Here is a 24,995-nt window from a genome sequence, read left to right as displayed (position 1 = left end):
GGCGATATTCAGTACGTGTCGACTTCTAGAACCTTCTCCTCGGGGAATGTCGGGTAGATGCCCTTTACCCGCCCCATCTGCTTGGCAAGCGCCAGCACCGCATTGATGTGCGGCGTCGGCACTTCGGTGAGACGGCCCAGTTCCTGAACCGAGGTCAGCAGCGCGTCGAGTTCGATAGGCCGGTTCTTGTCGACATCCTGCAACATCGAGGTGCGGTGAGCGCCGACACGCGCCGCGCCATTGATGCGCCGTTCGATATCGACCCGGAAATGCACCCCGATGCGGCGCGCGATGCGCTCGGCCTCCTCCATCATGTTGCGGGAGAGTTCGCGCGTGCCGGGATCGGTCGCAACCACGTCAAGCGTCGCATGGGTCAATGCCGAGATCGGATTGAAACACAGGTTGCCCCACAGTTTCAGCCAGATGTCGTTTCGGATCTCAGGCAGAATCGGCGCCTTCAGTCCCGCGCTCTCGAACAGTTGCGACAGTTTCTGCGCGCGCTCAGTCACGTTCCGCTTGGGCTCGCCGAGCCCGAACTTGTCACCAGAGATGTGATGGATCACGCCCGGCGCCTCGACTTCCGCCGCAGGATACACCGTGCAACCGATAACCCGCTCCGGCCCGATCGCATTCCATTGCCGCGACCCTGGATCGACGCTCTCAATGCGCCGGTCAGCATACTGACCCTCGAAACCATGGAAGTACCACCACGGCAGGCCGTTCTGCGCGGTGACGACCGCGGTGTTCGGCCCCAGCAGCGGTTTCATCTGCTCGGCCACTTCCCAGGCCTGATGCGCCTTCAAGGCGATGATGACGTAATCCTGATGGCCAAGCTCGGCAGGGTCCGCCGTCGCGGTCATTCGCGCGTGCTTTTCCTCGCCGCCGATGTGGAGCTTGAGGCCGTTGTCCTTGATCGCTTTCAAATGAGCGCCGCGCGCAACCAGCGATACGTCCGCGCCGGCGAGCTTCATCAAGACGCCAACATAGCCACCAATCGCTCCCGCGCCGTAGATACAAACCTTCATGGAAATGCCTTGCTGTTGCGGACGGCGCGACTTGCGCCTCCATGAACGGCATTTACAGATTTGGTATTCGATGCGCCACGAATGCGGTGTCGGGTGTCAAAGTCAGTCAATTTACAAATTGACTAACAAGACACCCGAACTGTGACTAACGAGACTCTGGCAGGATACGATCCAACGAGCGCGCCTTGCCCACTCCATACCGGCCCCTTTGGAGCCGGGAGAGATAGTCTTGCAACCCCTTCAAATCACTCAAATAACGGCTTGTAAAAACCTCAAACCTCGCCACAATCGCGAAAAGTTGCCTCCTATCTTTAAATTGCAAGCCGTCTCAACCTGTCCCAATAATCTAGATACAGAACCTTGGCTCGATGAAATGAAGGCCTATTTCATCCCATTCTGGTTGCGGCTCACCATTGTCATTAGTGTCGTCTGCGTCGTGATCGGCGGCGTGCTGGCTGCATACCGAGTCTATATGCGCCCAACCGTCCTGACCGTCGCCGTCGGCTCTCTGGACGGGGAAACGAACAAGATCGCCTCGCTCCTCGCGGGCCATATCGCAGCCAGCAGTACAGCCTCGGTCCATCTCAAGATTATCAACGAGCCGGATATTCTCGCGGCCGCGAATGGGTTTCGCGAAGGCAAAGCCGACCTTGCCGTTGTCCGGGCCGACACCGAAAACCTCCCGAAGGCCAGAACAGTCGCGCAGGTTGCCCGCGCCGCCGCCGTGATCGTAACCCCGGCAGGATCGAATTATACAAAATTCAGAGAGCTCTCCGGCAAAACCATCGGTGTGGTGGGCGCTGAGATCAATAGCGGCCTCGTGACGGCACTATCGAACGAATACGACACCGCCCGTTTGAAAATCGCATTCAAGAATATTTCGATCAACGACGCTCGGCAGGCCATCATCTCGAATGAAGTCGCGGCGCTTCTAATGGTGCTCCCGATTGCGCGGCGCTACATCGCGTACATTGACAAGATTTTCCAGAACGACTCCGACCTCGCGCCCAACATCCTCTCGATCGATGGAGCCGAGGCCATCGCAAACACCGAGCGTGCCTACAACGTCTTCGTCGTGCCGCAAGGCTCGCTTCAGGGTTCGCCGCAAATTCCTCCCGATAACCGGATCACACTGGCCACCAATGTCTATCTCGTTGCACGGGACGACCTCGATCCGGATCTCGTCGCCAACCTCACTCGCGAAATCATGATCGCGAAGCGCGATCTCGGCATCGAACAGCCCGCTCTCGCCCAGATCATCGCCCCCGAACTGGATTCGGCCGCCTACATTCCCGTCCATCCTGGCGCAGCGGAATATTACAACAACACCCAAAGGGACTGGCTCGATAAATACGCGAACTGGATCTTCCTGCTGCCTATTATTTTCGGCATCGGCGCCACGACATTTGCCGCGACCTGGAAATTTCTCGAATTCGAGAACGATCGCTTTCAGGAAACCCTGATGGCCACGAATTATCATTTACCCAGGAAGATTCGCAGCGCGACCTCGGAAATAGAGCTGCAACAGATTGAAGAGGAAATCGATTCTCTGCTTCACGCGCATTTGACACATGCGCGCCCGGGTCGCGAATCCGACTCCAACATGCTCCTTCTGCATTCGGCCGCGCAGCGGCTGGATAATCTGATCCATCACCAGCGCAGCCGCATTGTAATGGGCGGCTCGATGTGATGGCGGCTTAGGCCGAGCGCTGCTTCGCGCCGAACAGCCATTCGATGCCGACCAGCCGATCGCAGATAAAGACCGCCCCGCACGCCAGCAGAACTAGCAAGGATGCCGCCGCGGCCCCTAGCGAGTCCGCGTTCTGCTCGATATAGCTGAACAATTGCACCGGCAGCGGCGTGGTATGAACATCGGAGAGGAACAGCGCGATGTTCACGTCGTCCAACGAGACGATGAAGCTGAACAGCAGGCCTGCCAGCACTCCGTGACGAATCAATGGAAACGTCACATGCCAGAACACCCGGATGGGATTAGCGCCCAGGATCGACGCCGCCCGCTCCAGCCGTGGATCGATGCCGTTGAAGCTCGCGAGAACGAGGCGGATCACATAGGGGCATGCAATCAGAAGCTGGCCGAGAGTAACGGTCAGGACCGAAGCCCGGATGCCAAGCGACTGGTAAAGCTGCATCAGCGACAATCCGATCAGCACCGTCGGTAGCATCAATGGCGACAGGAAGAAAGTTTGCAGCGCGCCGGACCACGCACTGTTCACCACACGCAGGCCAAGCGCCGCCGCGACACCGAGCGCAGTCGACAGCAACGAGACTGCGATGCCGATCTTCAGCGTCAGCCATAGCGAACCGCTCCAAGTGGGGTCGGTTAGCACCTCCTTGTACCAGATGATGCTGAAACCGGCAGGCGGGAACGAGAGATAGGCGGCTGAGTTGATCGACGCCGCGATCACAATCGCGATCGGAAAAATCATCAAAGCCGATATGAACGCCACATAGGCGGTAAGAATGCGATTCATCATCGCACGACGCTCCTTTTGCTGGCTGCGTCACGAATCGCGAAGGTGTAGATCGCCGTGGCAAGCGCTGTTGCCGCCAGCAGGATCAGCGCGACCGCCGATGCAAACGGCCAGTTCAACACCAGCAGGCCCTCCTTGTAGACGAGATACGGCATCACCGGCACCGCAGCCCCGCCGACAAGCGCCGGCGTCACGAAACCGCTCGCCGCAAGGCAAAACACGATGACCGACCCCGCAGAGATGCCCGGCAAGGTCAATGGCAGAATGACCCGCACGAACACGCTGAATCCGTTGGCGCCGAGAATCTGCGCGGCGCGCGCCAGCGAGGGATCGATCTGCTGCAACGAGCCTGCAAGCGCGATCACCATGAAGGGCAGGAAAACATGCGTCAGGGCAATGATCACGCCGGCTTCACTATACAGAAGATGTCCCATCGGCAGGCCAATGGCTTTTGTGAATGAGCTCAGGAGTCCGTTCGGGCCCAGGATGATAATCCAGCCATAGGAACGGACCACCGCGCTCACAAACATCGGCGCGATGACAAGAAACACCACTAGCGAACGGCCCTTGCGCCAGCTTTGCGACAGATAGACTGCGATCGGATAGCCGATAATCAGCGTCATCAGAGTGGTGATCGCGCTGATGCGGAGCGAACGCCACAACACCGAACGATAGAACTCATCCGCGAAAAACAGCGTATAGGTTTGAAGGGAGAGTTTTCCCGTGGGCGTGAAACTTCCCCATGTCGAGATAATGAGGGGCCAGACAAACAGCACCGCATAGAATAGAATCGCAGGCACCAGCAGAAGGCCGGCATGCAGCCTCATCGATGTTCGTCCTGCCGACGGTAGCCCTCCTTTCTCGACAAGCGTGCTCATTGCAGCAAATCCTCGAGATTCTTGCCGTCGGGCACGGCATGCCCCTGACCCGGCAGCAGCCGTGTATCATCGGCAGGCCATGAGACGGACAGTCTGTCTCCGACCTTGCTTAAGCAGCGCTTCACTGGAATGTCGGCAATCAACCGGGCGCCATTGGCCTCGATTTCCACCCGCCGCACCGGCCCGTGATAGCTGCTGGAGATCACCTCTCCGGTGACACAGTTCTCCCCGGCCTCCTCCCCCTTGGCGATGTTCTCCGGACGTACCGCTACCGTGACCTTGGACCCCACCGTGCAGCTTTCGACCTCGGCCCGCAGCTTGCCAAAAGCCGTATCGATCACTGCATGGCCCTGCTCATGGCCAATCACAGTGCCATCGAGGAAATTGGTAACGTCCATGAAACGGGCGCTGAAGATGGTGCTGGGCCGCTCGTAAAGTTCATTCGGCGTCGAGCGCTGTTCGACCCGTCCCGACGCCAGCAGAACGATGCTGTCGGCGGAGACCAGCGCCTCCTCCTGATCGTGCGTCACCACGACTGTCGTGATGTTCGCCGTCTTGAGAATCTGCCGCATCTCCTCGCGCATTCGCTTGCGTAGAAGCGCATCGAGATTCGACAACGGCTCGTCCAGCAGAAGAACGGACGGGCGAACCACCAACGCGCGTGCGAGCGCGACGCGTTGCTGTTGCCCGCCCGAAAGCTCCTTCGGATAGCGCTTACCGAGATCGCCGAGCTGCACGAGATTGAGCGCCTCCTGCACGCGCTTGGATACCTCGCCAGATGCGACGCTCCGCATCTTGAGGCCGAACGCGACGTTGCGTTCGACGCTCATGTGCGGAAACAGCGCGTAATTCTGGAACACCATCGCCATGTCGCGCTTGTGCGGGGCCACGTTGACGATGTCACGTCCACCAACGATGACGGAGCCTGCATCGGGGGTGAGAAACCCCGCGATGAGGTTGAGGAGCGTCGTCTTGCCGCAGCCGGACGGGCCGAGCAAAGCCACGATTTCTCCGGGTGCCGCCGTAAACGACACGTCATCAAGTGCCGTGAAAGTCCCGTAGGACTTTCGCAAATGGCGGACGTCGAGATGCGCGTGCATTAGTGGCCTCCCACCATCGCGGTCCAGCGCGCCGTCAGCGCTTGCAGATTCTGGTTGACCGGACCGATATCGAGGTTGAGCAGCGAGTTCACTTCCTTCTCGCCGTAAGGCACCTTGGCGGCCGCCTTGTCGTCGAGCTTGACAGTCTTGTTCACCGGACCAAGCAGAAGATGCTCCGCGATCATCTTCTGCGCCTCGGCACTAATGGTGAAATCAATGAACTTCTGCGCAAGATCGGGATGCGGCGCGCCCGCAACGATATCGAACTGCTGCGGATACAGGATGCCGCCTTCCTTCGGCAGCACCATCGCCACCGGCGCACCCGTTCCGGCGAAATCATGAACGCGCGCGCTGCCGTTGTAGCCGATCCAGGCGCTGCCCGTTCCGAACAACGCATCGACCTGTGCCGGCGGATCGATGAAGGCCAGCACGTTCGGCTTCAGCTCCTTCATCTTGTTCCAGGCCGGTTCGAGATTGGTGACGGAACCGCCGTTCAGATCAGCGATCTTGGCGAATAGCAGGTTCGCGTAGCCGATCGGCATATTATAGAAAACGACATGACCCTTATATTTCGGGTCCCAGAAGTCCATCCACGAACTCGGCGGCGCCCAGCCCTTCTCCTTAAAGACCTGGGTATTGTACTCGATGCCGAGCGCCTGAATGCCCATCACGATGCCGATGCCATCGCGGTCCTTCGCGAAGTCATAAACCTGAGACAGGTTCGGCACCTTCGCCGGATCGAGCTTGGCGTACAGCTTCTCCATCTTGCCTTGGTAGTGCGTGGTGTCGTTCGCCCAGATCACGTCGATCTGCGGGCTGTTCTTCTGCGCCTTCACCTTGGCAAGAATCTGGTTCGACGTGCCGGTGACGTAGACGACCTTGACGCCGTACTTTTTCTCGAAGGCCGGAATCACCGTGGCCTGCAGCGATTTCTGAAGCGAACCGCCGAAACCGGCGAAGACCAGCTCTTTCTCATCCGCAGCTTGAGCGGAGCTTCCGATGCCGGACAGCACAGCCAGAAATCCACCGGCGGCAAGAACGAGTCCACATGCCTTCCGAGCGTGACGTAATGTTGCAGTAAGTCTCATAGTCATCCTCCCTGAAATATGCGTCCCGTTCTTTTTGCAGGCTTCGCAAATTGGTTTATTGCAAACCAAACTCCACTCTTCTCACGTTATCGGGGTCGATCTCGCGAATGATCGCAAGCTCCTCGGCGGTCGGCTCCGGCGTTACCGGCGCATCGTCGAGATTTGGAATCCGGAAACCGGTTTTCTCCGCGAGCTCCCCGCGCGTCACACCCGGATGAATGCTGTCCAGCACGAGACGCCCGTTTTCCTTGCGGAAGATGCACAGCGGCGTCACGATCCGATCAAGATTGCCGTCGGAGGTCGTGAACTTCACCTCCTCGACAAAAATCTTTGGCGAATGTCCCGCGCGCCACAGCACCGCGCGCTTCGACATCGGCAGGATCGCCGGTCCGCCGCCTCCGCCGGGAAATCGCACCTTGGGCTTCTCGTGGTCACCGATGAAGCTGGAATTCACCCGGCCCCTTGCATCCACCTGCGCCATGCCGAGGAACGTCAGGTCGAACCCGCCGCGGCCGTTCATCCCGTAGATTTCCTGATTGTCGAAGATCGAAGCAGAGCCGCGACCGAGATCGGCCGTGCTTGTCGCGGCCATGATCTTGTCGACTGTGGGATTGATCCCGCCGCCAACGCTAATGAACGTACAATTCGGCGCATTCAGGCGGCGTGCCAGCGTCGCTGCAGCAAGCGGCAGCGGCGAATTGACGCCGACGAAAACCACCTCGCCGTCCCGAATCAGCCGCGCCATCGACACGGCCATCATGTCGGCCGGACTGTAAGACAAACTCATGCCGCCACTCCCAATGCGCGGCGATCATGCGAGGCCGTTTCTTCAAGATATTTGCGGAAACCTTCCGGCGTCCGGCTGAGCTCCAGATAGTGGCGCATCGCCGGCTCGTCGATGTCGTAACGGTCGAATACGGCGGTCGGCCATGCTCCGCTCGGCGCATGCACTACGGCTTCGACGAAAATCTCAGGAACGACCGTCATTTCCGGCTGCGCCACGAAATGCGAGGTATCGACGATCTTCTCCGCCGTGAGGATCACACGCTTGGCCGCACGACTCATCAGGCGATCCCACACCGGCGTGCCGTAGATGCGCGCATTGCCGCGAACGTCCGCCTCATGGACATGAAGAATGGCCCAGTCAGGCCGGATCGCCGGCACCACCAGCGTATCGTTCCCCGTGAAGGGGTCCCTCACGGTCGCGAACGGCGCGATGCTCGGCACGTCGCTACCCGCAAAGCCCGCGACCGCCTGAAAGGGCAGACCAAATGCGGCCGCCTGCAGGCTCGCCATCACCGCCGGGCAGGCGTTCTCGATCACTTCCAGTTCGCCGCGCTCGGCCGCCTTGCGAAAATTCGGTGCCATACCGAACGGTTGTTCGAGCGTCACCATGCCCGCACGGACGCTGGCGAGACATCCGCCCGCCGCAAGCACATCGGCATCGAAGCCGGGCGACGCCTTGACGAGATGCAAGCCCTTGACGCCCTGCCGTGCCAGCTCACGCACCATAGCGGCGGGAATCCGCTGGGATAGCGTGCCGCCGATGGTGACGATCTGATCGTTGCCGACGAGTCGTGCGGCCTGTTCGAGCGTGGTCTGTTTCATGACGCCATCTCCTTCGCTTCAGGCTGAAAGAATTGCGCAAGATTGCGCCGGAGAATTTTTCCGGTGGCATTGCGCGGCAATTCGTCGACGATTGCGATCTTAACCGGGACCTTGAAGTCCGCGAGATTCTCGCGGCAGTAAGCGATCAGCTCTTGCTCAGATACCGATCCGTTCGGGACCACACAGGCGACGACAACCTCACCCCAGATCCTGTCGGGAAGCCCGCCGACCGCGACATCGCGCACCGACGGGTGGCGACAGAGCACTTCCTCGATCTCGAGCGGCGAGACGTTCTCACCACCGCGAATGATGATTTCTTTCTTCCGGCCGACCAGGAAAACATAGCCTTCCCGGTCCATCCGGCCGAGATCGCCGGTATGAAGCCAGCCATCAACGATGGTCTTCCGCGTCGCTTCCTCGTCGCGAAAGTAGCCGAGCATCATTGTCGGCGAACGGATGACCAGTTCGCCCGTGCTTTCCGGCGGCAGGAAGTTGCCCTGCTCATCGACCACGGCAATCTCCTGCCCGGCCAGAGCTTGTCCGACCGAACCGACCTTGCGGCGGCCACCGGCATAAAGCGGATTGAGCGTGCTCGTCGCCGTGCATTCCGTCAGGCCCCATCCCTCAATCAGGATGTCCTTGCCGAATCTGTTTTCGAAACGCGTGGCAAGTTCGACCGTCAGCGGCGCGGAGCCGGTTTTGACGAAATCGAGCTTGATGCGCGCATCGCGCGCTTCCGCCTCCCGCTCCAGAAGAATCGCGAGCACCGTGGGGGGCGCGCTGAAACTCGAGACATTATAATCGGCCACAAGACGCCAGTGCTCGCGGGCGCTAAATTTACGGCACAGCACGATGGTGCCGTGACCGATGAACGCGCTGATGTGGCTCACGATTAGCGCGTTGCAATGGAACAGCGGCATGAAGCACAGCGCGATGTGATCCGGCCCCATGCGGAAGCCCTGCGACAAAGCGAGGCCGTCAGCCCAGACATTCGCATGACTGAGCAGAACACCTTTCGGCCGGCCCGTAGTACCGGATGTGTAGATCAACAGGATCGGCGTTTGCTCCGTCACGCCGTCGACAGGGCGTGGCGTGCGCCTTTGCCGGTACAGGTCGCGCTCGGAAAATACATCCACCGGCAGAGCAACGCTCGCATCCGCGCCAAGCAGAATGAGACAAGGCTTATGCGTCAGCCCTGCGATGGCTTCCTGCGCCAACGACAGATACTCCGGCGTGGTGATCAGCGCGCGCGCCTGTGAATGATCCAGAACGAAGGTCACCTCATGCGCGGTCAGGCGATTGTTAATAGGGTTCGCGATCAATCCTGTCTTGAACAGGCCGAAATAGGCAGCCACCACCAGCGGCTCGTTGCCGATCAGCAAGCTGACACGATCCCCCATATCGAGCCGCAGTTCACCGAATAGGTGGGCGAACTGGTTCGCAAGGTCGTCGAGCTCCGCATAAGAGAGCGGCTTGCCCTCGAAAATGATCGCAGGCCTTGAATCCCTGGCGTCCTGCAGAAGTTGATGGATCAGCATGCCTGACTGTCCCGAACACGACGTTTTTGAAGAAAATGCTGACCGAACTCGCGCGATACAGCTTCGGATGCCTCGATGACTGCAGGCGCAAGCGCAACCGCACGCTTCACCGTGAAGCGATATTCCGGCCCCGAGACACTGAGAGCCGCAATCACATTACCCTGATGGTCGCGAATTGGCGCGGCGATGCCGACGATTTCGCCGCGATATTCGCCATGGTTGATCGCATAACCACGCTGGCGCACGAGATCGAGTTCACGGCGCAATTTGGCGGACTTCACGATGGTCTTCTTGGTGAAACTTTGCAGAGGCCCATCGCACACCCTGTCGATTTCGCTCTTGGGCTGAAACGCAAGGAGTGCGCGACCCGTCGCCACGCAATAAGCAGGCGCACGACGGCCGACATGGATGTTGGCGCGCACCGGATTCGGACTGTCGACGCGATCGAGATAAACCACTTCGCCCGGTGCGCAATACTCGGCAAGCTGTGAGCTTTCCGAACTCAACTCGACCAGGCGCTCGAGATAGCGATGGGCGACTTTCGGCAACTCGATCGACTCGGATGCCACCAGACCCAGTTCCCATAACCGGTGACCGAGCCGATAGCCCTGACGATCCGGCGTCCGCTCCACATAGCGTCGCGCCTCGAGGTTCGACAGCACGCCATGCACCGCAGCCTTGCTCAACTCGAGTTTCGCCGCGATGTCGCCAAGCGACAACGGAACATGGGACGACGCCAGCAACTCCACCACGTCGAGCGACATGTTGAGCGAATGCAGGTGGCGCCGGGGCCCAAGAGGTTCAATATTACTATTCACGAGCGGTGAATACCATTTCCGTTACGTGAATTGAAGCTAGGCCTCCTCATTTTACGAGTCAAATGAAAGACCCTCGAAACATCGAAAATGATGTCTCAATTACTGCGACAGATTGAACTTGGAATGGGAATGATGAAGCGACGCGAAGCTCACAAAGCAGCACGCGTTTGTCCTCGCATCATGGCAGCGGTCACACGCGGCACAGGCACAGATGCACATTCAATATTGCCATCCGCATGGTCATGCGGATGGTGGAGCACACTTTCGCGCCTCAATGTCCGGCGCGATATTGGGCGATCCGCTCGTGAAGGCCGGGAGAACTGACGGAGCGCACCAGTTCGGCCATGTCGCCATCATCGCTCTGCGGCACTGTCAGATGCAAAATCCGGTTACGCGCCTTGATGCCAAGCGAACCGATCTGACCGATCAGTTCGTCTGCCTTCTGGCGCAGGCCGTCAGGCGTCGTGAGATGCGTCAGCAGACCGATGTCGAACGCCGCCGTCGCATCGAGCGTCGCGTTTGTCAGTAGAATATCGCGCGCGCGCTGCATGCCGACCAGTTGCGCCAGATGCCGCGTGCCGAGTGCCACGCCGAAGCGAAATCCCGGAAAGCGGAATTTTGAAGCTTCCGTTCCGATGCGGTAGGTGCATGACGCGGCAATATCCGCGCCTGCACCCATCGCAGCGCCATGAACCAGCGCGATGCTGACAAACGACGAACGCCGCAGCCGCTGCAACAATTCCTCGATACGGACGAAGCGCAGAAGCAGGTCGCCCGGCGTCATGTCCTCATAGCCGCCGAAATCGAAGCCGCCACAAAACGCCTTGCCGTTTGCGGATATAATCAGCACACGGCAACCCTCCTCCTCGGCCTGGGTGACGCAGGCGAGAAGCTCATCGACGATTGCGGCATTCAAGGCGTTCGCCTTGGCGGAACGATCCAGGGTGAGAATCCGAACGCCGTCAGCGAGCGGCGAGAAGCTCACGAATTCCTTGTGCCCTTGGTCCATTCTGCAAATACCTCATCATTATGCGCCCCGAGTTGCGGCGGGGCCCGTTCAATGTCGAACGTAAAACCGGATACATTGATCGGAAAACCAACCGTCTTCGTGGTCGCGCCATTGGACAGCTTCATATCGCGCACGAGCCCCATATGCGCGACCTGCTCGTTTGACAGGATCTCGCTGTAATCCAGCACGATGGCGCAGGGAATTCCCTTGGCATCGAGTGCCGCGATCCACTCCGCGGCATTTTTGGTCAGGAAAATCGGCTTCACGATCGCGGCCAGCTCTTTCTGGTTACGCGCACGATCGAACTGCGTCGTGAAGCGCGGATCGTTCGGCAGGTCCGGCAGATTAACGACGGCGCAGAAATCGCGCCACAGCTTGTCGTTGCCCGCGGCCACGGTGAAAGGGCGATCCTTGGCATCGAACCCCTGATAGGGCGCGTTTCGCGGATGCTCCGAGCCGAGGCGCTTCGGCGGCTTGTTTGTGCCGAAGAATTCGCTCGTTTGCAGCGCAGCCATTCCAAGCAGGCTGCCAAGCATCGAACAATCGATGTAAGCGCCCTGCCCGGTCTTGCGTGCATTCATGATGGCCGCAAGCGAGGTGAACGCGCCATAAAGGCCTGCGCCGAAATCGCCGACCGGCACGCCGCACTTCACCGGCGGCCCCGATTCCTCGCCCGTGACACTCATCACGCCGCTGATCGCCTGCACCGTAACGTCGAATGCGCCCTTCTCGGAGTAAGGGCCGGTCTGGCCGTAACCGGAGATTGAACAATAAACCAGACGAGGATTGTGCTTGCGCAAGTCGTCGTAGCCAAGACCGAGTCGTTTCGGCACGCCGGGCCGATAATTCTCGATGAACAGATCAGCCTCGGCGACAAGCGCAAAGAACCGCCTCATCTCTTCCGGGTTTTTGACATCGACAGTGATGCTGCGCTTGTTGCGATTAACCGAGGCGAAGTTGCCGCTCTCCACGGGCCCGTCGGCGCCCTGAATAGCGGGCGGCCAGGTGCGCATGCCATCGCCGCCATCGGGCCGTTCGACCTTCACGACATCCGCGCCGAGGTCGGCAAACAAACTTCCCGCGAAAGGCCCTGCTGCGATCTGTGCGAATTCAAGAACCTTGATGCCGTTAAGAGGGCCCTTCATCATTCCATCCATATGTATTTTCAAAATGAGCGATCAGGCAGTCTTGCGATAGGCGACCGCCCCGCCGGGATAACCGAGCGCCTTTGAAATTAGGTCTGCCGTCTGAATGACGATTGGCGCCTGTTCGCGCATGAACGTCGATTTCATCCGGCTTTCAGGCCCCGAGATGCCCACAGCCGCGACCACCTGCCCCGAAACATCACGGATCGGCGCGCCAACACCGCAGACGCCCTCACGCCATTCGCCGCGATTGATCGCGTAACCAAGCTGACGCACCCGCCCCATTTCGCGCTTGAATTCTTCAGGCTCGGTAATCGTTCGCGAGGTGTGGACCTCCAGCTTTTCACTGACACGCGCGATCGCGTCCTCGCCTTGAAATGCCAGCAACGCCTTTCCGGTCGCGACACAATAGGCCGGCGCGCCCTTTCCGATCTGGCTATAGGCACGCACAGGCTGGGCACTATCGATCTTGTCGATGTAGACGACGGCATTTTCCACCAGCAACGAAAGATGGACCGACTCCCCGGTCTTGTCCGCCAGCGGCTGCAAGTAAGCACTCGCAGCACTCTTCACATCGACCTTCGACAGGACGTGAGAGCCGAGCTCCCACACTTTCAATGTGGCGCTGTATTTCGCCGTCTCGGAATTGTTCTGCGCGTAGCCGGCATGCACCAACGTTTTCAGAAGCCGATGCGAGTTGCTTTTGGTCAGGCCGAGTTCGCGCGCGAGTTCGGTCACGCCACGCGGCCTGTCCGACAGCGACAATGCCTGAAGCATCCTCAGGCCTTTCAAAAATGTCGTATCCATGATTGTTCCATATGTTGATACGGCGTACTAAATTTTGAATTGGATGAGCAGGAGAGTCAACCGCAACCCCGCGATACAGCGAGAAATGCGTTTTCAAATTTCAAACCGAAGGAGAGGCCTTTCCTGCGACAAGCGGCGTTACGTCTTAAGCGCCCGGAGATATCTCACAGCCCATCGCGTTCGATGCAGCCTCGCCGCATGAACGATCGCGTTCGTATCGCAGAAGCTGTTGTGGAGAGAGAGCCGAGCCGGACCTGCGGCGATGGCTCATTACATCAAAGACTTTGCAGAACGAATCCTGCAACTGTCCAGCACGGCATCCGGGTTAAGTCCCTGATGCCGTGCTGACGTTGTCATCCAGCGTAGTCGTTTGGCTCAGGACTGCATGCCCCAGCGATCGACTGTATTGGCCTCGATTGCGCGGAAGATGACGTTCTCGACCACAAGACCGATGATGATGACGGTCAACAGACCGGCGAACACCGTCGGGATATCGAGACTGTTCTTGTTCTCGAAGATGAACCAACCAAGCCCACCGGAACCTGACGACACGCCGAACACCAGTTCGGCCGCGATCAGGGTACGCCAAGCGAACGCCCAGCCGATCTTCAGACCGGTGAGGATGCTCGGGAACGCCGCCGGAATAAGGATTTTCCGGATGTAGCCGAGCCCACCGAGACCATAATTACGCCCGACCATCTTGAGCGTGCGGCTGACGGACAAGAACCCGGAGTGGGTGTTCAGCGCGATCGCCCAGGTCACCGAGTGCACCAGCACGAACACCAGCGAGCCATTGCCGAGGCCGAACCAGATCAGCGCCAGCGGCAACAGCGCGATGGCGGGCAGCGGGTTGAACATCGACGTCAGGGTCTCGAGGAAGTCCGTGCCGATCCGTGTCGTGATCGCCAGCCCCGTCAGAATCGCGGCCAGCGTAATGCCGCAGGCGTAGCCCATCAGCAGCACCTTGACCGATGACCATGCGCGCGCAGGCAGCACGCCGTTGCCGATATTGGCGAAGAATGCACTCATGGTCTCGCTGAAAGTCGGGAACAACAAATTGTTGTTCAGGTAGCGGCCATAGGCTTCCCAGATCAACGCGAGGATGATGAGGATCAGAATCTTGCGCAACCACGTCTGGTTGTAGAGCCGCACAAACAGCGACAACGGCTTTTCCACCACCGTCGGTGCGCGCTCGGCAGCCGCCGCATCACGCACGAATTCCGGGCGGATCGGTGCCGTGAGCGTTCTCATCGTCAGCGATACGTCAGACATTTTCCGCCTCCTCGATGGTGTCAGCGAACAGCATGGTCTGAATGCGCGATTCCAGCTCGGTGGCTTCCTCGCCGTGCACGCCGCCGTTCAGCTCGGCCTTCACCTGACCCGGATGCGGCGACAGCAACAGAATGCGGTTGCCGATCTTGATCGCTTCGGGAATCGAATGCGTGACGAACAGCACCGTGAAGCGCGTCTCGTCCCACAGCATCAGCAGTTCGTCCTGCATCTTGCGGCGCGTCAGCGCGTCGAGTGCGGCGAACGGCTCGTCCATCAACAGGATGTCCGGCTCCATCGCCATGCCGCGCGCGATCGCGACCCGCTGTTTCATGCCACCGGACAACATATGCGGGTGGCTGTCGGCGAACTTCTCCAGATTGACCTTGCGAATGTAGTGCATCGCCTTGTCTTCGGCTTCGCGGGCGCCGAGCTTGTTGGTGCACTGCAAAGGGAACATCACGTTCTCCTTCACCGTCTTCCAAGGGAGGAGCTGGTCGAACTCCTGAAACACCATCATCCGGTCCGGTCCGGGACGCGTGATGGTCTTGCCTTTGAGGGTCATCTCCCCTTCGGTCGGAGGCATGTAGCCGCCGACCGCTTTCAAAAGGGTCGATTTGCCGCAACCCGAAGGCCCAAGCAGGATAAACCTGTCCCCCTGAAAGACATTGAAATCAACCCGATAGGTCGCGGTGATGAGATAGCTCGGCGTCCTGTACTGCAACGTGACGCCCTTGACCTCCAGCAGTGGTGCTGTCGTCATCGGTCCCTCCTCCCGTCCTTGTGTCCGCTGATTGCAGATCTGTTTTTAGCAGCCTGAACTCTACTGAACCGCCTTGCGACGGTCTAATATAAAGACTGGTTGAATCGATGCCCGTTTTGGATCGATACTCACCGGCCTTCGAAACTGGGCTTACGTTTCTCGATAAACGCCCGCATTCCTTCTTCCTGGTCGCGGGACGCAAACAGTATCTCGAAGGCCTTGCGTTCCAGCATCAGGCCGGCATCGAGCGAACTGTCCATTCCCGCCAGAACGACTTCCTTGATCTGCTCCACGGCAAGCGGCGGCATCGAGGCGATGGTCTTCGCAATGCCAACCGCAGTCTCGACCACTTTGTCATCCGGCACGACGTCATTGACGAAGCCGAGCCTGCGGGCTTCTTCCGCCGTCACATGCTCGCCGGTCAGCAGCATCTTCATGGCGCGATACTTGCCAATGGCGCGCGTGAGTCGCTGCGTCGCTCCGCCGCCCGGCATGATGCCGACGCTCACCTCGGACTGACCGAACTTCGCGCCCTCTCCGGCCACGATGATGTCCGCCTGCAAAGCCAGCTCACAGCCGCCGCCCAGCGCGAAGCCGTTGACCGCTGCGATCAGTGGCTTGCGGCAACCGGCAATCACTTTCCAGAAATAAAGAACACGCCGTGCCATCATGTCGATCGGGCTGGACTCGACGGCTTCTTTCAAATCCGCACCGGCCGCGAACACGCGGTCATTGCCCGTGATGACGATGCAGCGCGTGTTGCGATCCGCCGCCAGCTTCTCGAACTGACTCGCCAGCTCCGCACGCAGGGGGTCGTTGAGCGCATTGCGCGCCTCGGGACGATTGAGCTTCAGCAACGCCACATGCTCATGCGGCTGCTCCAGCAGGGTCAAAGACATTCCGATCTCCCTTAAACTTACCTTACACGCTGCACCGTGGCTGCGCGCATAGCTTATGCCTCATCCAGCATCATCAGCCAGTCGACGGCGGTCGCAGATGTCTCACCCAGCATGATGGGATTGAGGTCGAGCGTCGAAAGCCGAGGACCAAGCGCCGCACCGAGGCGCGACACCGCACAGATCATCTCGATGAGACCCTTCCGGTCGACTGGAGGGCGGCCTCTGACGCCAGCGAGCACCGCCTTGCCATGCAGCGCATCCAGCATATCCGCCGCTTCGCCTTCGCACAGCGGCACCTTGCGGAATACCACGTCGCGCAGCACCTCGATCAGAACGCCGCCCAGACCGGCCATGATGACCGGACCGAACACCGGGTCATTTTGCAGGCCGATGACAAATTCGGTGTCACCACTCGCCATGGCCTGCACGACCACGCCATGCAGCCTGGCATTCGGCTTGTATTTTTTTGCGTTCGCCATGATCGCATCAAAAGCCTGCCTGACCTTTGCTTCATCCGTGAGGCGCAGCATGACGCCGCCAGCCTCCGTCTTGTGCAAGATGTCCGGCGACTCGATTTTCAGCACAACGGGGTAACCGAGCTTGTTTGCAGCCTTTGCCGCTTCGTCGGCGGATGTCGTCAGCACCGTCGGGATATGTACGATGCCGCATTGATCGAGCAGCTTCACGCCGTCCATCGTCGAGACAACTCCCTTGGAGGGGAGATCGAGTTTCGGCAGCTTGATCGCTTTCTTGTGCTCGCGGCGCGCCAGCCATTTGCGCCGCATCTCCGCATACTGCACAAGTGCTGCAACGGCATCCACCGCGGGCTCGGCGCCACGCAGCACCGCGATTCCTTCCTTGCGAAGCGCGAGAACGCCCGCTTCCGGGGCGGCGACCCAGCACACGACAAACGGTTTCGTCACCTGATCGCGGATTTCGACAAGAACCTTCACGAGCTTGTCGACATGCGCTTCCATCAACTGGAACCAGACGATGCCGACATCCACATTCGGATCGGCCAGCATCAGCTTGACGCTTTCGAGCAGCAAATTTGGATCGGCGACGAATTGCCCGGTAACATCGACCGGATTTCCAACCGCGCCGAAACCCGGAATGACCTTCTGCAATGCCGCCTGCGTTTCAGGCTGCAGCACCGGCACCGACAGCCCGACCTCCTGGGCGCGATCCGCCATCAGCACGCCGGCGCCGCCAGATTGGGTCAACAGGCCAATGCCGTTGCCTTCAGGCAGCTTGCAGCAGGACATCACCTCGGCGATGTCGAGCATGTGTTCCTCGTTGCGCGCGCGGATGATGCCGTGCTGGCGCACCACACCGTCGAACACCACATCGTCACCCGCAAGCGATCCCGTGTGCGAGGCAGCCGCGCGCGCCCCCGCGCCCAGTCGCCCGACCTTCGTCATCACCAGCGGCTTGCCCGCAACCATCGCCTGTTCCGCCAGCGCGACAAAATCCTCGCCGCCTTTCAAGCCCTCGATGTAGCCCGCACCCATTTTGATGCGCGGGTCGCGAATGACCTCGCCCATGATCTCCGAGAAGGTCAGGTCGGCTTCATTGCCAGTGTTGACGAAATAGCCGAGCCCGAGACCACGACGGCGTGCGAGCGCGGCGATGGCAGTCCCGAACGCGCCAGATTGCGTGACAAAACCGATGGGGCCTGACGGCGTATCGCTGTCGGCATACTGGCTGAACGTCGCCAGCACGCTTTCGAAGGAATTGATAAGGCCAAGGCAATTCGGCCCGCACAGCCTTACGCCACCTTCACGAGCCGCCGCGACGACATCCTGCTCATATTTGCGGCCTGCATCGCCGAGCTCGGAAAAACCGGAGCTGAAGATCACCGCGACCGGAACACCTTTCGCGCCCAGCTCGCGCACGCAATTCAGGACCTCGCTCGCGGGTAGCACGATGATCGCCAGATCAATGTCGTCGTCGATTGCCGCAACATTCGGATAGGCTTTCAGCGGACCGATCATCTCCGCGCGCGGATTAACCGGATAGATGCGCCCTTTGTAGCCTTTATCGAGCAGATGCTTGACCGGACGACCGCTAACCTTGCGAAAATCCGACGACGCGCCAAGGATTGCGATGGAGCGTGGAGCCAACAGCGCCTTCAGCGCATCTTTCGCTTCACCTTTTAGCGGCCTCGTCTGCGTCATTGCCGTCACATCAGTCTCCCTGCGGATTCGCTTTATGTTTCTTGTCAGTTGAACGCCGAGATACCGGTCTGCGCTCGGCCTAGTACCAGCGCATGGATATCATGCGTGCCTTCCAGCGTATTGACGGTCTCGAGATTCATCAGGTGGCGGATGACGTGATATTCGTCCGAAATGCCATTGCCGCCGTGGATATCCCGTGCCGCGCGCGCGATATCGAGCGCCTTGCCCGCGCAATTACGTTTCAGGAGCGAGAGCATTTCCGGCGTCGCTTTACCCGCATCGCGGAGGCGGCTGACATGCAGGCAGGCGAGAAGGCCGATCGAGATTTCGGTCTGCATGTCTGCGAGCTTTTTCTGGATCAATTGATTGGCTGCCAGCGGCCGGCCGAACTGCTTGCGATCCATGGAATACTGCCGCGCGGCGTGCCAGCAGAACTCGGCCGCGCCCATCGCCCCCCAGATAATGCCGAAGCGCGCATTGTTGAGGCAGCCGAACGGCCCCTTCAATCCTTGCACACCTGGCAACAGATTTTCCTCGGGAACGAAAACATCCTCCATGAAAATCTGCCCAGTCGGCGACGCCCGCACCGAGAACTTGTTCTCGATCTTGGCGGTCGAAAGGCCGGCCATGCCTCGCTCCAGAATGAAGCCACGGATCACATCCTGATCGTCCTTCGCCCACACCACCATGATATCGGCGATCGGCGCATGCGTGATCCAGGTCTTGCCGCCGGTGAGCCGGTAACCACCGGGCACTTTCTTGGCGCGCGTCTTCATGCTGCCGGGATCAGAACCGTGATCCGGCTCCGTCAGCCCGAAGCAACCGAGAATCTCGCCCTTCGCCATCGCGGGCAGATATTTGTCCCGCTGTGCTTCCGAGCCATAGGCGTAGATCGGCACCATCGACAGCGTGGTCTGCACGCCGAGCGCGGAACGAAAACTCGTGTCCACACGCTCGAACTCGCGCATAATCAGCCCGTACGACACATAGCTGATGCCCGCGCAGCCATAGCCGTCGATGGTTGCTCCGAGAAAACCGAGATCGGCCATTTCTTTCATGACCGTTCTGTCGAACGATTCATCCCGGTTGGCTTCGAGAATCCGCGGCATCAGATGCGACTGCGCATAGTCGCGCGCCGTGTCGCGGATCAGTTTTTCGTCCTCGTTCAGCAGGTCTTCAAGCAGAAGCGGGTCGTCCCAGTGGAACGTTCCGCCCGTCAGCGTCACGGTGCTGGCATCGACCGGCTTGCTTGCAACTGCTGAATCCATGGGATCACCCTTCTTTACAATACGACGTGCGCGTATGGCCGTCGCTGCTCAGCTTCCCGGCAACGCATGGACTTCGGGGAAAAACAGATCCTTCCACACCGCAGGCGTCTTGTTGATAAGGCCAACCTGCTTGAGGAACGCCGCATACTTCATCATGTTCTTCGGCGTCGTGGTGTATTCGGTGTGCGGGTGATTGATGATCTCCAGCGTGTCCTTCAGAGATTCCTTGTTGTCGGTGCTCTTGACGTAAATCTCGGCAGCTTGCTGTTTGTTGGCATTGATGAAATCAATCGACTCCTGGAATGCATCGAGAAACGCCTTGTAGATTTTCGGATTCTCTTTGTGGAACTTGCTGGTGGTCCAGACCACTTCGCAGGTCGCAGGGCCAAGCACGTCGTACGAATCCAGCACTTTGTGGATGCCCGGCTTTGTCAGCTCCTGGAAATTGTAAGGCGGCGAAGCAAAATGGCTGTCGATGGCGCCCATGTTGGACAGCATTTGCGACATCGCTTCGGGATGCGCCAGTGTCACGCCGTTCTTGTCGAGGCGGCGTGCCTGATCCGGTCCCCATTCCTTTGCAGCGGCCATCTGCAGCATGATCGCCTGGATCGAAATGCCGGCCGCAGGCATCGCGATGCGGTTCTTGTCGGTGATGTCCTTGATCGTCTTTACCGAAGGATCGCGCGTATTGAGATAAATCGGCAAGGAGTCCATCGCCGCGACGCCTTTGACGTCCAGATTGCCCTGAGTCTTGCTCCACAGGATCAGGAACGGCGGCACCCCACCCGAGGCGAAATCGAGATTGCCCGAGATCAGCGCTTCGTTCATGACGTTGCCGCCCGTCATGCGTTGCCATTTGACGGTAAGATTGGGAATGCCGGCCTTGGCGGCATGCTTCTCCATCAGATGGTTCTGCTCCATGATAATCAAAGGCAGAAACAGCAGCCCATACTGCTTCGCGATGGTAATCTGGCTCACCTCGGCGCGCGCTGGCGTCTGATGGACCGTGACGCTGGCGAGACCGACGGAAGCGAGCAAAGCGGCCTTGGCAACAAAACCCTTCAACCAAAGAGACGTTTTCATCCTATTCTCCCGATAAATGTGCGTTCATTGCGCGCGCGTTTCAGCTACCCGGCAGCGAGTGAATTTCCGGAAAGAACAGATCCTTCCAGCTCTTCGGCTTTTCCTTGATGGACCCCATGCGATACATGAAGTCCGAGTACTTCGTGACGTTGTGCGGAACGATCGTAAACTCCATCGACGATTTGTCCGTCAGCATCATCACCAGTTCGTCGATCGAGTAGGCCTTGTTGCGATCCGCATCCTGGAAAATCTGAGCACCCTTCTTCGGGTCCTTGTTGATCAGATTGATCGCGTCCTTGTAGGCGGCGAAAAACGCCGCATACAGCTTCGGATTTTCGTCGTGGAATTTCTTCGTGGTCCAGAGCAGGTTATTCGTGCTGGGGCCGCCAAGAACGTCATACGATTTCAGCACGGTATGAATGCCGGGCGTCGCGATCTCTTTATAATAGTAAGGCGGCGCAGACGCGGCGCTGTTAATTTCGCCCGCGCCGGACAACAGAGCTGCACTGCCTTCGGCATAAGACCGCGAGACCGTAAGTGGTTCGAGTTTGTAGGCATTGCCGGGGCCGAACGCCTTCTCGGCAGCCATCTGCAGCACGATCGCGTTGACCGACACCTTCACCGCAGGCAACGCGATGCGGTCCTTGTCGGTGAAATCCTTGATCGTTTTCACGTCTGGATTTCGGGTGTTGATGTAGATCTGCGAAGTTGTCTGGGCGGCAACACCGCGAACCTGCCCATTGCTCTTGGCCCAGAGCGTAATCAGCGGCGCGACGCCGCCCGAAGCAATATCGAGACTGCCTGACAGCAATGCATCATTCATGACATTGCCGGCGGCAAACTTCGACCATTCCACCTTGATATCTTTAAGGCCTGCCGCAGCCGCGTGCTTTTCGATGAGCTTCTCACGCTCCATCACAGCCAGCGGCAGGTAGGATAGGCCTGGCTGTCTGGCCAGTCTGATTTCGGATACTTCCGCTGCCGCCGGTTGCAAGGAAAACGCAACCGCCGTCAACGATAGGCACGCCAACGCAATTCGCCGTACGTTCATGGTACCCTCCCTGTGTGGTGATCGCGCCCCATTTTTGTGTGCTTGTCTGCACCGGGGTCACGGTCTGTCGATCAAGTCATCAAGATCTCTCCAGAACCATTGCAATTCCCTGCCCGACGCCGACGCACATACTGACGACGGCGCGCTTGGCGTTGCGTCGTTGCAGTTCGCGCGCGGCTGTCAGCACAAGACGCGGACCGGATGCACCGAGCGGGTGTCCGACTGCGATCGCGCCGCCATTGGGGTTTACGCGGTCATCTTTCGCATCGACTCCGAGCTGCTTGAGGCAAGCCAGCACTTGCGCGGAGAACGCTTCATTGATCTCGATCACATCCATCTGATCGAGCGACATATTCGCGCGCTTCAGCGCCTTGTGAATCGCCGGCACGGGTCCGATGCCCATCACGCGCGGCTCAACTCCCACGGCCGCCGCCGAAAGGATGCGGACGAGTGGCGCGCTGCCGGCGCGTTCGCCTGCCTGTCGCGAGCCGACTGTGAGCGCGACCGCGCCATCATTGATACCCGACGAGTTTCCGGCAGTGGTCACGCCACCTTCATGAATCGCCCGCAGACCCGAAAGCGCTTCAAGAGAGGAATCCGCGCGCGGAAATTCGTCGGCAGCGACCGTGGTCTGGGTTCCCTTTTTCGGACCCGCAACCTGGATCGCGGCAATCTCGCCATCGAAGAAACCCGCCGTCTTGGCGGCTGCATAGCGCTGTTGCGAACGCAGCGCGAACTGATCGACTTCGTCGCGGCTCAATTGATGTTCACGCGCGAGATTATCCGCAGTCTGCGGCATGGTATCAGCGCCGAACTTCTTTTCGATTTCCCGATTTGGAAAGCGCGAGCCGACAGCGGAATCGAAGATCTTCATGTCGCGGGAGAAAGCCGCTTCCGCCTTCCCCATCACGAACGGTGCGCGGCTCATGCTCTCGACGCCGCCAGCGAGAAACAGATCGCCCTCGCCCGCGGTAACCGCGTGCGCTGCACTCACCACCGCGCCGAGGCCGCTGCCGCAATTACGCTGGATCACAGTGCCGCCAAGGTCGACGGGAAAGCCCGCCATCAGCGACGCATGGCGCGCGACGCATCGGCTGTCTTCGCCAGCCTGATTGGCGCAGCCGACGATGACGTCCTCGAACTGCTCGGCCTTGAACTTGCTGCGCCCCATCAGCGCCTGCATCACCTGCGCCAGAAGGTCGTCAGGACGGATCCGCGCCAGTCCTCCCGCCTGCCGGCCGAAAGGCGAGCGCACTCCGTCATAGATATAAGCGTCCAGCATTCATCTCTCCTTTGGCGCGATGCGCCTCAATCCTGCAGCGTCAACGAAACCCCGAGCTCGGCGCGGCGCGTGAGCCAGAGGTTCGAGCGGTAGCGCGGGTCGCCATACCGCCGCTGCATGTTGTTCAAGATTTTGAGCAATGTTCCGGTACCGAGCGCATCGCCAAAGCCGAGCGGGCCATGCGGATAGCCAAGACCGAGCTTGACCGCCTTGTCGATGTCGCTCGCTGATGCCGTGCGGTTCTGGGCGATCGATGCGCCGATGTTGGCAATCATTGCAACGATCCGCTGGGCAATGAACCCGGGGCTGTCGCGCGTCACGGTGACGGCAACGCCGTCACTGCCAAGCAAGGCCCTCGCCGCATCGACGTAGGAAGATTCAGTCACCGGCGTCGACATGATGGTGCGGCGCTTGCCGAGATCGAACAGCGCATCCACCGCGACAACGCGCTTGGCATCCAGCCCCTGCTCCACCGCGCTGTGGGTCGCATCGTCACCAAGAGGCGTCACCAGACAGAGCGCCGCAGACGACGGCCTCGCGCCGTCCTCAATCTTGACGTTCAGCGTCTTCAACAGCGCGATCAGCTTGTCCGCCTGTTCTGGCTCAAACCTGCTGACCCAGACCGGATAGGATGACGAAGAAGAACTCTTGATCTCGGCGGCCGGGGCCGCATCCTTCTGCTCGCTGTAATCATAGAAGCCGCGCTTGGTCTTGCGGCCAAGCATCCCGGCATCGAGACGGCTCTGCATGAGAACCGAGGGCCGATAGCGTGGTTCATGATAGAACTGTCGATAGATCGCATCCGTTGCCGGATGATTCACATCGAGCCCAACCAGATCGAGCAGCTCGAACGGTCCCATGCGGAAGCCGGCCGCTTCGCGCATCACGGCATCGACATCGTCGAAGGTTGCAATGCCTTCCGACACCAGATGCGCGGCCTCGAGCGTGTAGGCGCGGCCGACCTGATTGACGAGAAAGCCCGGCGCATCCTTGATCCTGACCGGTTCGCGGCCCATGCGCTTACCGACATCCATCAGCGCGTCGCCAACAGCGGGTAGAGTTTGCAGCCCGTCGATGACCTCGACGAGCTTCATCACCGGCACCGGATTGAAGAAGTGGAATCCGGCGACCCGCTCCGGACGGCGGCATTTCGACGCAATCGTCGTAATCGAAAGCGAGGACGTGTTGCTCGCGATAATGCAATCGTCCGAAACGATATTTTCGAGTTGGGCGAGGAGCGCCTGCTTGATGTCGAGATCTTCAATCACCGCTTCGATTACGAGGCGGCATTCGGCGAGTTGTTCTACGCTCTGGACCGGCTTGATGTGGCCGAGCGCTCGATCCATCGCGCCCTGATCTATCGTGCCCTTCTCTTTCAGGCGGGCGAGCGCCTTTTCGATGGATTTCACGGCATCCGCGACAGCTTCAGGCCGGCTATCCGTCAGCAGCACGGTCATTCCGCCCGTTGCCGCAACCTGGGCAATGCCCCGCCCCATGGCACCGGCGCCAATGACACCGATCACCAGATTTTCTTTTGGCAGGATGCTTTCCACCCGTATCTCCCTGTTCCGCTTGCGTGGCGGTTTCTTGGTTCGCCCGTTTGATCGAGCGCCATTTTCGAAAGGGAGACTAGGAAGCGGCCGAACACATATCCAATTTATATTTGATATGCCCTTCATTCACGGCAATGATAAG

22 protein-coding genes are annotated in these 24,995 nt (G+C 59.5%); 1 reads left to right on the top strand and 21 read right to left on the bottom strand.

What is annotated here, in order from left to right:
• Positions 1-8: 8 nt before the first annotated feature.
• Positions 9-1,025 carry a 2-dehydropantoate 2-reductase gene (locus tag AFIDRAFT_RS14325; RefSeq protein WP_009340240.1) on the bottom strand — a complete coding sequence of 339 codons (1,017 nt, stop codon included), beginning with the start codon at positions 1,023-1,025 and terminating at the stop codon, positions 9-11.
• A 229-nt stretch (positions 1,026-1,254) separates the two neighbouring features.
• Here AFIDRAFT_RS14325 and AFIDRAFT_RS14320 point away from each other — a divergent pair, with 229 nt between their 5' ends.
• Positions 1,255-2,715: a TAXI family TRAP transporter solute-binding subunit gene (locus AFIDRAFT_RS14320; RefSeq protein ID WP_156786906.1), complete on the top strand. Its 1,461-nt coding sequence runs from the start codon at positions 1,255-1,257 to the stop codon at positions 2,713-2,715.
• Between the two features lie 7 nt (positions 2,716-2,722).
• Here AFIDRAFT_RS14320 and AFIDRAFT_RS14315 read toward each other — a convergent pair whose 3' ends face one another.
• From AFIDRAFT_RS14315 to AFIDRAFT_RS14220, 20 genes are all read right to left on the bottom strand, one after another.
• Positions 2,723-3,517 carry an ABC transporter permease gene (locus tag AFIDRAFT_RS14315; protein WP_244469127.1) on the bottom strand — a complete coding sequence of 265 codons (795 nt, stop codon included), beginning with the start codon at positions 3,515-3,517 and terminating at the stop codon, positions 2,723-2,725.
• A complete protein-coding gene (locus AFIDRAFT_RS14310; protein ID WP_040298494.1) occupies positions 3,517-4,395 on the bottom strand; it encodes an ABC transporter permease in 879 nt (292 codons plus the stop codon). The genes AFIDRAFT_RS14315 and AFIDRAFT_RS14310 overlap by 1 nt, the downstream gene beginning before the upstream one ends.
• Positions 4,392-5,495 carry an ABC transporter ATP-binding protein gene (locus AFIDRAFT_RS14305; protein ID WP_009340236.1) on the bottom strand — a complete coding sequence of 368 codons (1,104 nt, stop codon included), beginning with the start codon at positions 5,493-5,495 and terminating at the stop codon, positions 4,392-4,394. Before AFIDRAFT_RS14305 ends, AFIDRAFT_RS14310 begins: the two co-directional genes overlap by 4 nt.
• A complete protein-coding gene (locus AFIDRAFT_RS14300) occupies positions 5,495-6,583 on the bottom strand; it encodes an ABC transporter substrate-binding protein (RefSeq protein ID WP_009340235.1) in 1,089 nt (362 codons plus the stop codon). The genes AFIDRAFT_RS14305 and AFIDRAFT_RS14300 overlap by 1 nt, the downstream gene beginning before the upstream one ends.
• 55 nt (positions 6,584-6,638) lie before the next feature.
• Positions 6,639-7,370, bottom strand: coding sequence for a CoA-transferase subunit beta (locus AFIDRAFT_RS14295; protein WP_009340234.1), 732 nt, complete (start codon positions 7,368-7,370; stop codon positions 6,639-6,641).
• Positions 7,367-8,191, bottom strand: a complete 825-nt coding sequence (locus AFIDRAFT_RS14290; protein ID WP_009340233.1) for a CoA transferase subunit A — start codon at positions 8,189-8,191, stop codon at positions 7,367-7,369. Before AFIDRAFT_RS14290 ends, AFIDRAFT_RS14295 begins: the two co-directional genes overlap by 4 nt.
• On the bottom strand, positions 8,188-9,729 hold the full coding sequence (locus tag AFIDRAFT_RS14285) for a class I adenylate-forming enzyme family protein (protein ID WP_009340232.1): 1,542 nt from the start codon (positions 9,727-9,729) through the stop codon (positions 8,188-8,190). The genes AFIDRAFT_RS14290 and AFIDRAFT_RS14285 overlap by 4 nt, the downstream gene beginning before the upstream one ends.
• The gene (locus AFIDRAFT_RS14280; RefSeq protein ID WP_009340231.1) at positions 9,723-10,493 is read right to left on the bottom strand and encodes an IclR family transcriptional regulator; all 771 of its coding nucleotides are present in this window, start codon (positions 10,491-10,493) and stop codon (positions 9,723-9,725) included. Before AFIDRAFT_RS14280 ends, AFIDRAFT_RS14285 begins: the two co-directional genes overlap by 7 nt.
• Before the next feature lie 325 nt (positions 10,494-10,818).
• Positions 10,819-11,556, bottom strand: a complete 738-nt coding sequence (locus AFIDRAFT_RS14275) for an enoyl-CoA hydratase/isomerase family protein (RefSeq protein WP_009340230.1) — start codon at positions 11,554-11,556, stop codon at positions 10,819-10,821.
• Positions 11,529-12,701, bottom strand: coding sequence for a CaiB/BaiF CoA transferase family protein (locus tag AFIDRAFT_RS14270; protein WP_009340229.1), 1,173 nt, complete (start codon positions 12,699-12,701; stop codon positions 11,529-11,531). The genes AFIDRAFT_RS14275 and AFIDRAFT_RS14270 overlap by 28 nt, the downstream gene beginning before the upstream one ends.
• A 33-nt stretch (positions 12,702-12,734) precedes the next feature.
• On the bottom strand, positions 12,735-13,508 hold the full coding sequence (locus tag AFIDRAFT_RS14265; protein WP_009340228.1) for an IclR family transcriptional regulator: 774 nt from the start codon (positions 13,506-13,508) through the stop codon (positions 12,735-12,737).
• A gap of 375 nt (positions 13,509-13,883) precedes the next feature.
• A complete protein-coding gene (locus AFIDRAFT_RS14260; protein ID WP_009340227.1) occupies positions 13,884-14,780 on the bottom strand; it encodes an ABC transporter permease in 897 nt (298 codons plus the stop codon).
• On the bottom strand, positions 14,773-15,540 hold the full coding sequence (locus tag AFIDRAFT_RS14255) for an ABC transporter ATP-binding protein (RefSeq protein WP_009340226.1): 768 nt from the start codon (positions 15,538-15,540) through the stop codon (positions 14,773-14,775). Before AFIDRAFT_RS14255 ends, AFIDRAFT_RS14260 begins: the two co-directional genes overlap by 8 nt.
• A gap of 128 nt (positions 15,541-15,668) precedes the next feature.
• Positions 15,669-16,439 carry an enoyl-CoA hydratase-related protein gene (locus AFIDRAFT_RS14250; RefSeq protein ID WP_009340225.1) on the bottom strand — a complete coding sequence of 257 codons (771 nt, stop codon included), beginning with the start codon at positions 16,437-16,439 and terminating at the stop codon, positions 15,669-15,671.
• 53 nt (positions 16,440-16,492) lie between these two features.
• The gene (locus tag AFIDRAFT_RS14245; RefSeq protein ID WP_244469163.1) at positions 16,493-18,616 is read right to left on the bottom strand and encodes an acetate--CoA ligase family protein; all 2,124 of its coding nucleotides are present in this window, start codon (positions 18,614-18,616) and stop codon (positions 16,493-16,495) included.
• 44 nt (positions 18,617-18,660) lie between these two features.
• The gene (locus tag AFIDRAFT_RS14240) at positions 18,661-19,884 is read right to left on the bottom strand and encodes an acyl-CoA dehydrogenase (RefSeq protein ID WP_009340223.1); all 1,224 of its coding nucleotides are present in this window, start codon (positions 19,882-19,884) and stop codon (positions 18,661-18,663) included.
• A 48-nt stretch (positions 19,885-19,932) separates the two neighbouring features.
• A complete protein-coding gene (locus tag AFIDRAFT_RS14235) occupies positions 19,933-20,967 on the bottom strand; it encodes an ABC transporter substrate-binding protein (protein WP_009340222.1) in 1,035 nt (344 codons plus the stop codon).
• A gap of 40 nt (positions 20,968-21,007) precedes the next feature.
• Positions 21,008-22,018 carry an ABC transporter substrate-binding protein gene (locus AFIDRAFT_RS14230; RefSeq protein WP_009340221.1) on the bottom strand — a complete coding sequence of 337 codons (1,011 nt, stop codon included), beginning with the start codon at positions 22,016-22,018 and terminating at the stop codon, positions 21,008-21,010.
• A gap of 79 nt (positions 22,019-22,097) precedes the next feature.
• The gene (locus AFIDRAFT_RS14225; RefSeq protein ID WP_009340220.1) at positions 22,098-23,300 is read right to left on the bottom strand and encodes a 3-oxoadipyl-CoA thiolase; all 1,203 of its coding nucleotides are present in this window, start codon (positions 23,298-23,300) and stop codon (positions 22,098-22,100) included.
• A gap of 26 nt (positions 23,301-23,326) precedes the next feature.
• The gene (locus AFIDRAFT_RS14220; RefSeq protein ID WP_009340219.1) at positions 23,327-24,853 is read right to left on the bottom strand and encodes a 3-hydroxyacyl-CoA dehydrogenase; all 1,527 of its coding nucleotides are present in this window, start codon (positions 24,851-24,853) and stop codon (positions 23,327-23,329) included.
• Positions 24,854-24,995 lie beyond the last annotated feature (142 nt).

Origin of the sequence: Afipia sp. 1NLS2, from assembly GCF_000178995.1 — a bacterium.
Taxonomy (GTDB): domain Bacteria; phylum Pseudomonadota; class Alphaproteobacteria; order Rhizobiales; family Xanthobacteraceae; genus Afipia.
Note: the sequence above shows the minus strand (reverse complement) of the source record. Positions and strands in the feature narration are given on the sequence as shown.

Excerpts from the sequence above, each read along its gene's own strand:
- AFIDRAFT_RS14325 (WP_009340240.1), bottom strand. The coding sequence starts at position 1,025 with ATGAAGGTTTGTATCTACGGCGCGGGAGCGATTGGTGGCTATGTTGGC.
- AFIDRAFT_RS14315 (WP_244469127.1), bottom strand. The coding sequence starts at position 3,517 with ATGAATCGCATTCTTACCGCCTATGTGGCGTTCATATCGGCTTTGATG.
- AFIDRAFT_RS14310 (WP_040298494.1), bottom strand. The coding sequence starts at position 4,395 with ATGAGCACGCTTGTCGAGAAAGGAGGGCTACCGTCGGCAGGACGAACA.
- AFIDRAFT_RS14305 (WP_009340236.1), bottom strand. The coding sequence starts at position 5,495 with ATGCACGCGCATCTCGACGTCCGCCATTTGCGAAAGTCCTACGGGACT.
- AFIDRAFT_RS14300 (WP_009340235.1), bottom strand. The coding sequence starts at position 6,583 with ATGAGACTTACTGCAACATTACGTCACGCTCGGAAGGCATGTGGACTC.
- AFIDRAFT_RS14295 (WP_009340234.1), bottom strand. The coding sequence starts at position 7,370 with ATGAGTTTGTCTTACAGTCCGGCCGACATGATGGCCGTGTCGATGGCG.
- AFIDRAFT_RS14290 (WP_009340233.1), bottom strand. The coding sequence starts at position 8,191 with ATGAAACAGACCACGCTCGAACAGGCCGCACGACTCGTCGGCAACGAT.
- AFIDRAFT_RS14285 (WP_009340232.1), bottom strand. The coding sequence starts at position 9,729 with ATGCTGATCCATCAACTTCTGCAGGACGCCAGGGATTCAAGGCCTGCG.
- AFIDRAFT_RS14280 (WP_009340231.1), bottom strand. The coding sequence starts at position 10,493 with ATGTCGCTCGACGTGGTGGAGTTGCTGGCGTCGTCCCATGTTCCGTTG.
- AFIDRAFT_RS14275 (WP_009340230.1), bottom strand. The coding sequence starts at position 11,556 with ATGGACCAAGGGCACAAGGAATTCGTGAGCTTCTCGCCGCTCGCTGAC.
- AFIDRAFT_RS14270 (WP_009340229.1), bottom strand. The coding sequence starts at position 12,701 with ATGAAGGGCCCTCTTAACGGCATCAAGGTTCTTGAATTCGCACAGATC.
- AFIDRAFT_RS14265 (WP_009340228.1), bottom strand. The coding sequence starts at position 13,508 with ATGGATACGACATTTTTGAAAGGCCTGAGGATGCTTCAGGCATTGTCG.
- AFIDRAFT_RS14260 (WP_009340227.1), bottom strand. The coding sequence starts at position 14,780 with ATGTCTGACGTATCGCTGACGATGAGAACGCTCACGGCACCGATCCGC.
- AFIDRAFT_RS14255 (WP_009340226.1), bottom strand. The coding sequence starts at position 15,540 with ATGACGACAGCACCACTGCTGGAGGTCAAGGGCGTCACGTTGCAGTAC.
- AFIDRAFT_RS14250 (WP_009340225.1), bottom strand. The coding sequence starts at position 16,439 with ATGTCTTTGACCCTGCTGGAGCAGCCGCATGAGCATGTGGCGTTGCTG.
- AFIDRAFT_RS14245 (WP_244469163.1), bottom strand. The coding sequence starts at position 18,616 with ATGACGCAGACGAGGCCGCTAAAAGGTGAAGCGAAAGATGCGCTGAAG.
- AFIDRAFT_RS14240 (WP_009340223.1), bottom strand. The coding sequence starts at position 19,884 with ATGGATTCAGCAGTTGCAAGCAAGCCGGTCGATGCCAGCACCGTGACG.
- AFIDRAFT_RS14235 (WP_009340222.1), bottom strand. The coding sequence starts at position 20,967 with ATGAAAACGTCTCTTTGGTTGAAGGGTTTTGTTGCCAAGGCCGCTTTG.
- AFIDRAFT_RS14230 (WP_009340221.1), bottom strand. The coding sequence starts at position 22,018 with ATGAACGTACGGCGAATTGCGTTGGCGTGCCTATCGTTGACGGCGGTT.
- AFIDRAFT_RS14225 (WP_009340220.1), bottom strand. The coding sequence starts at position 23,300 with ATGCTGGACGCTTATATCTATGACGGAGTGCGCTCGCCTTTCGGCCGG.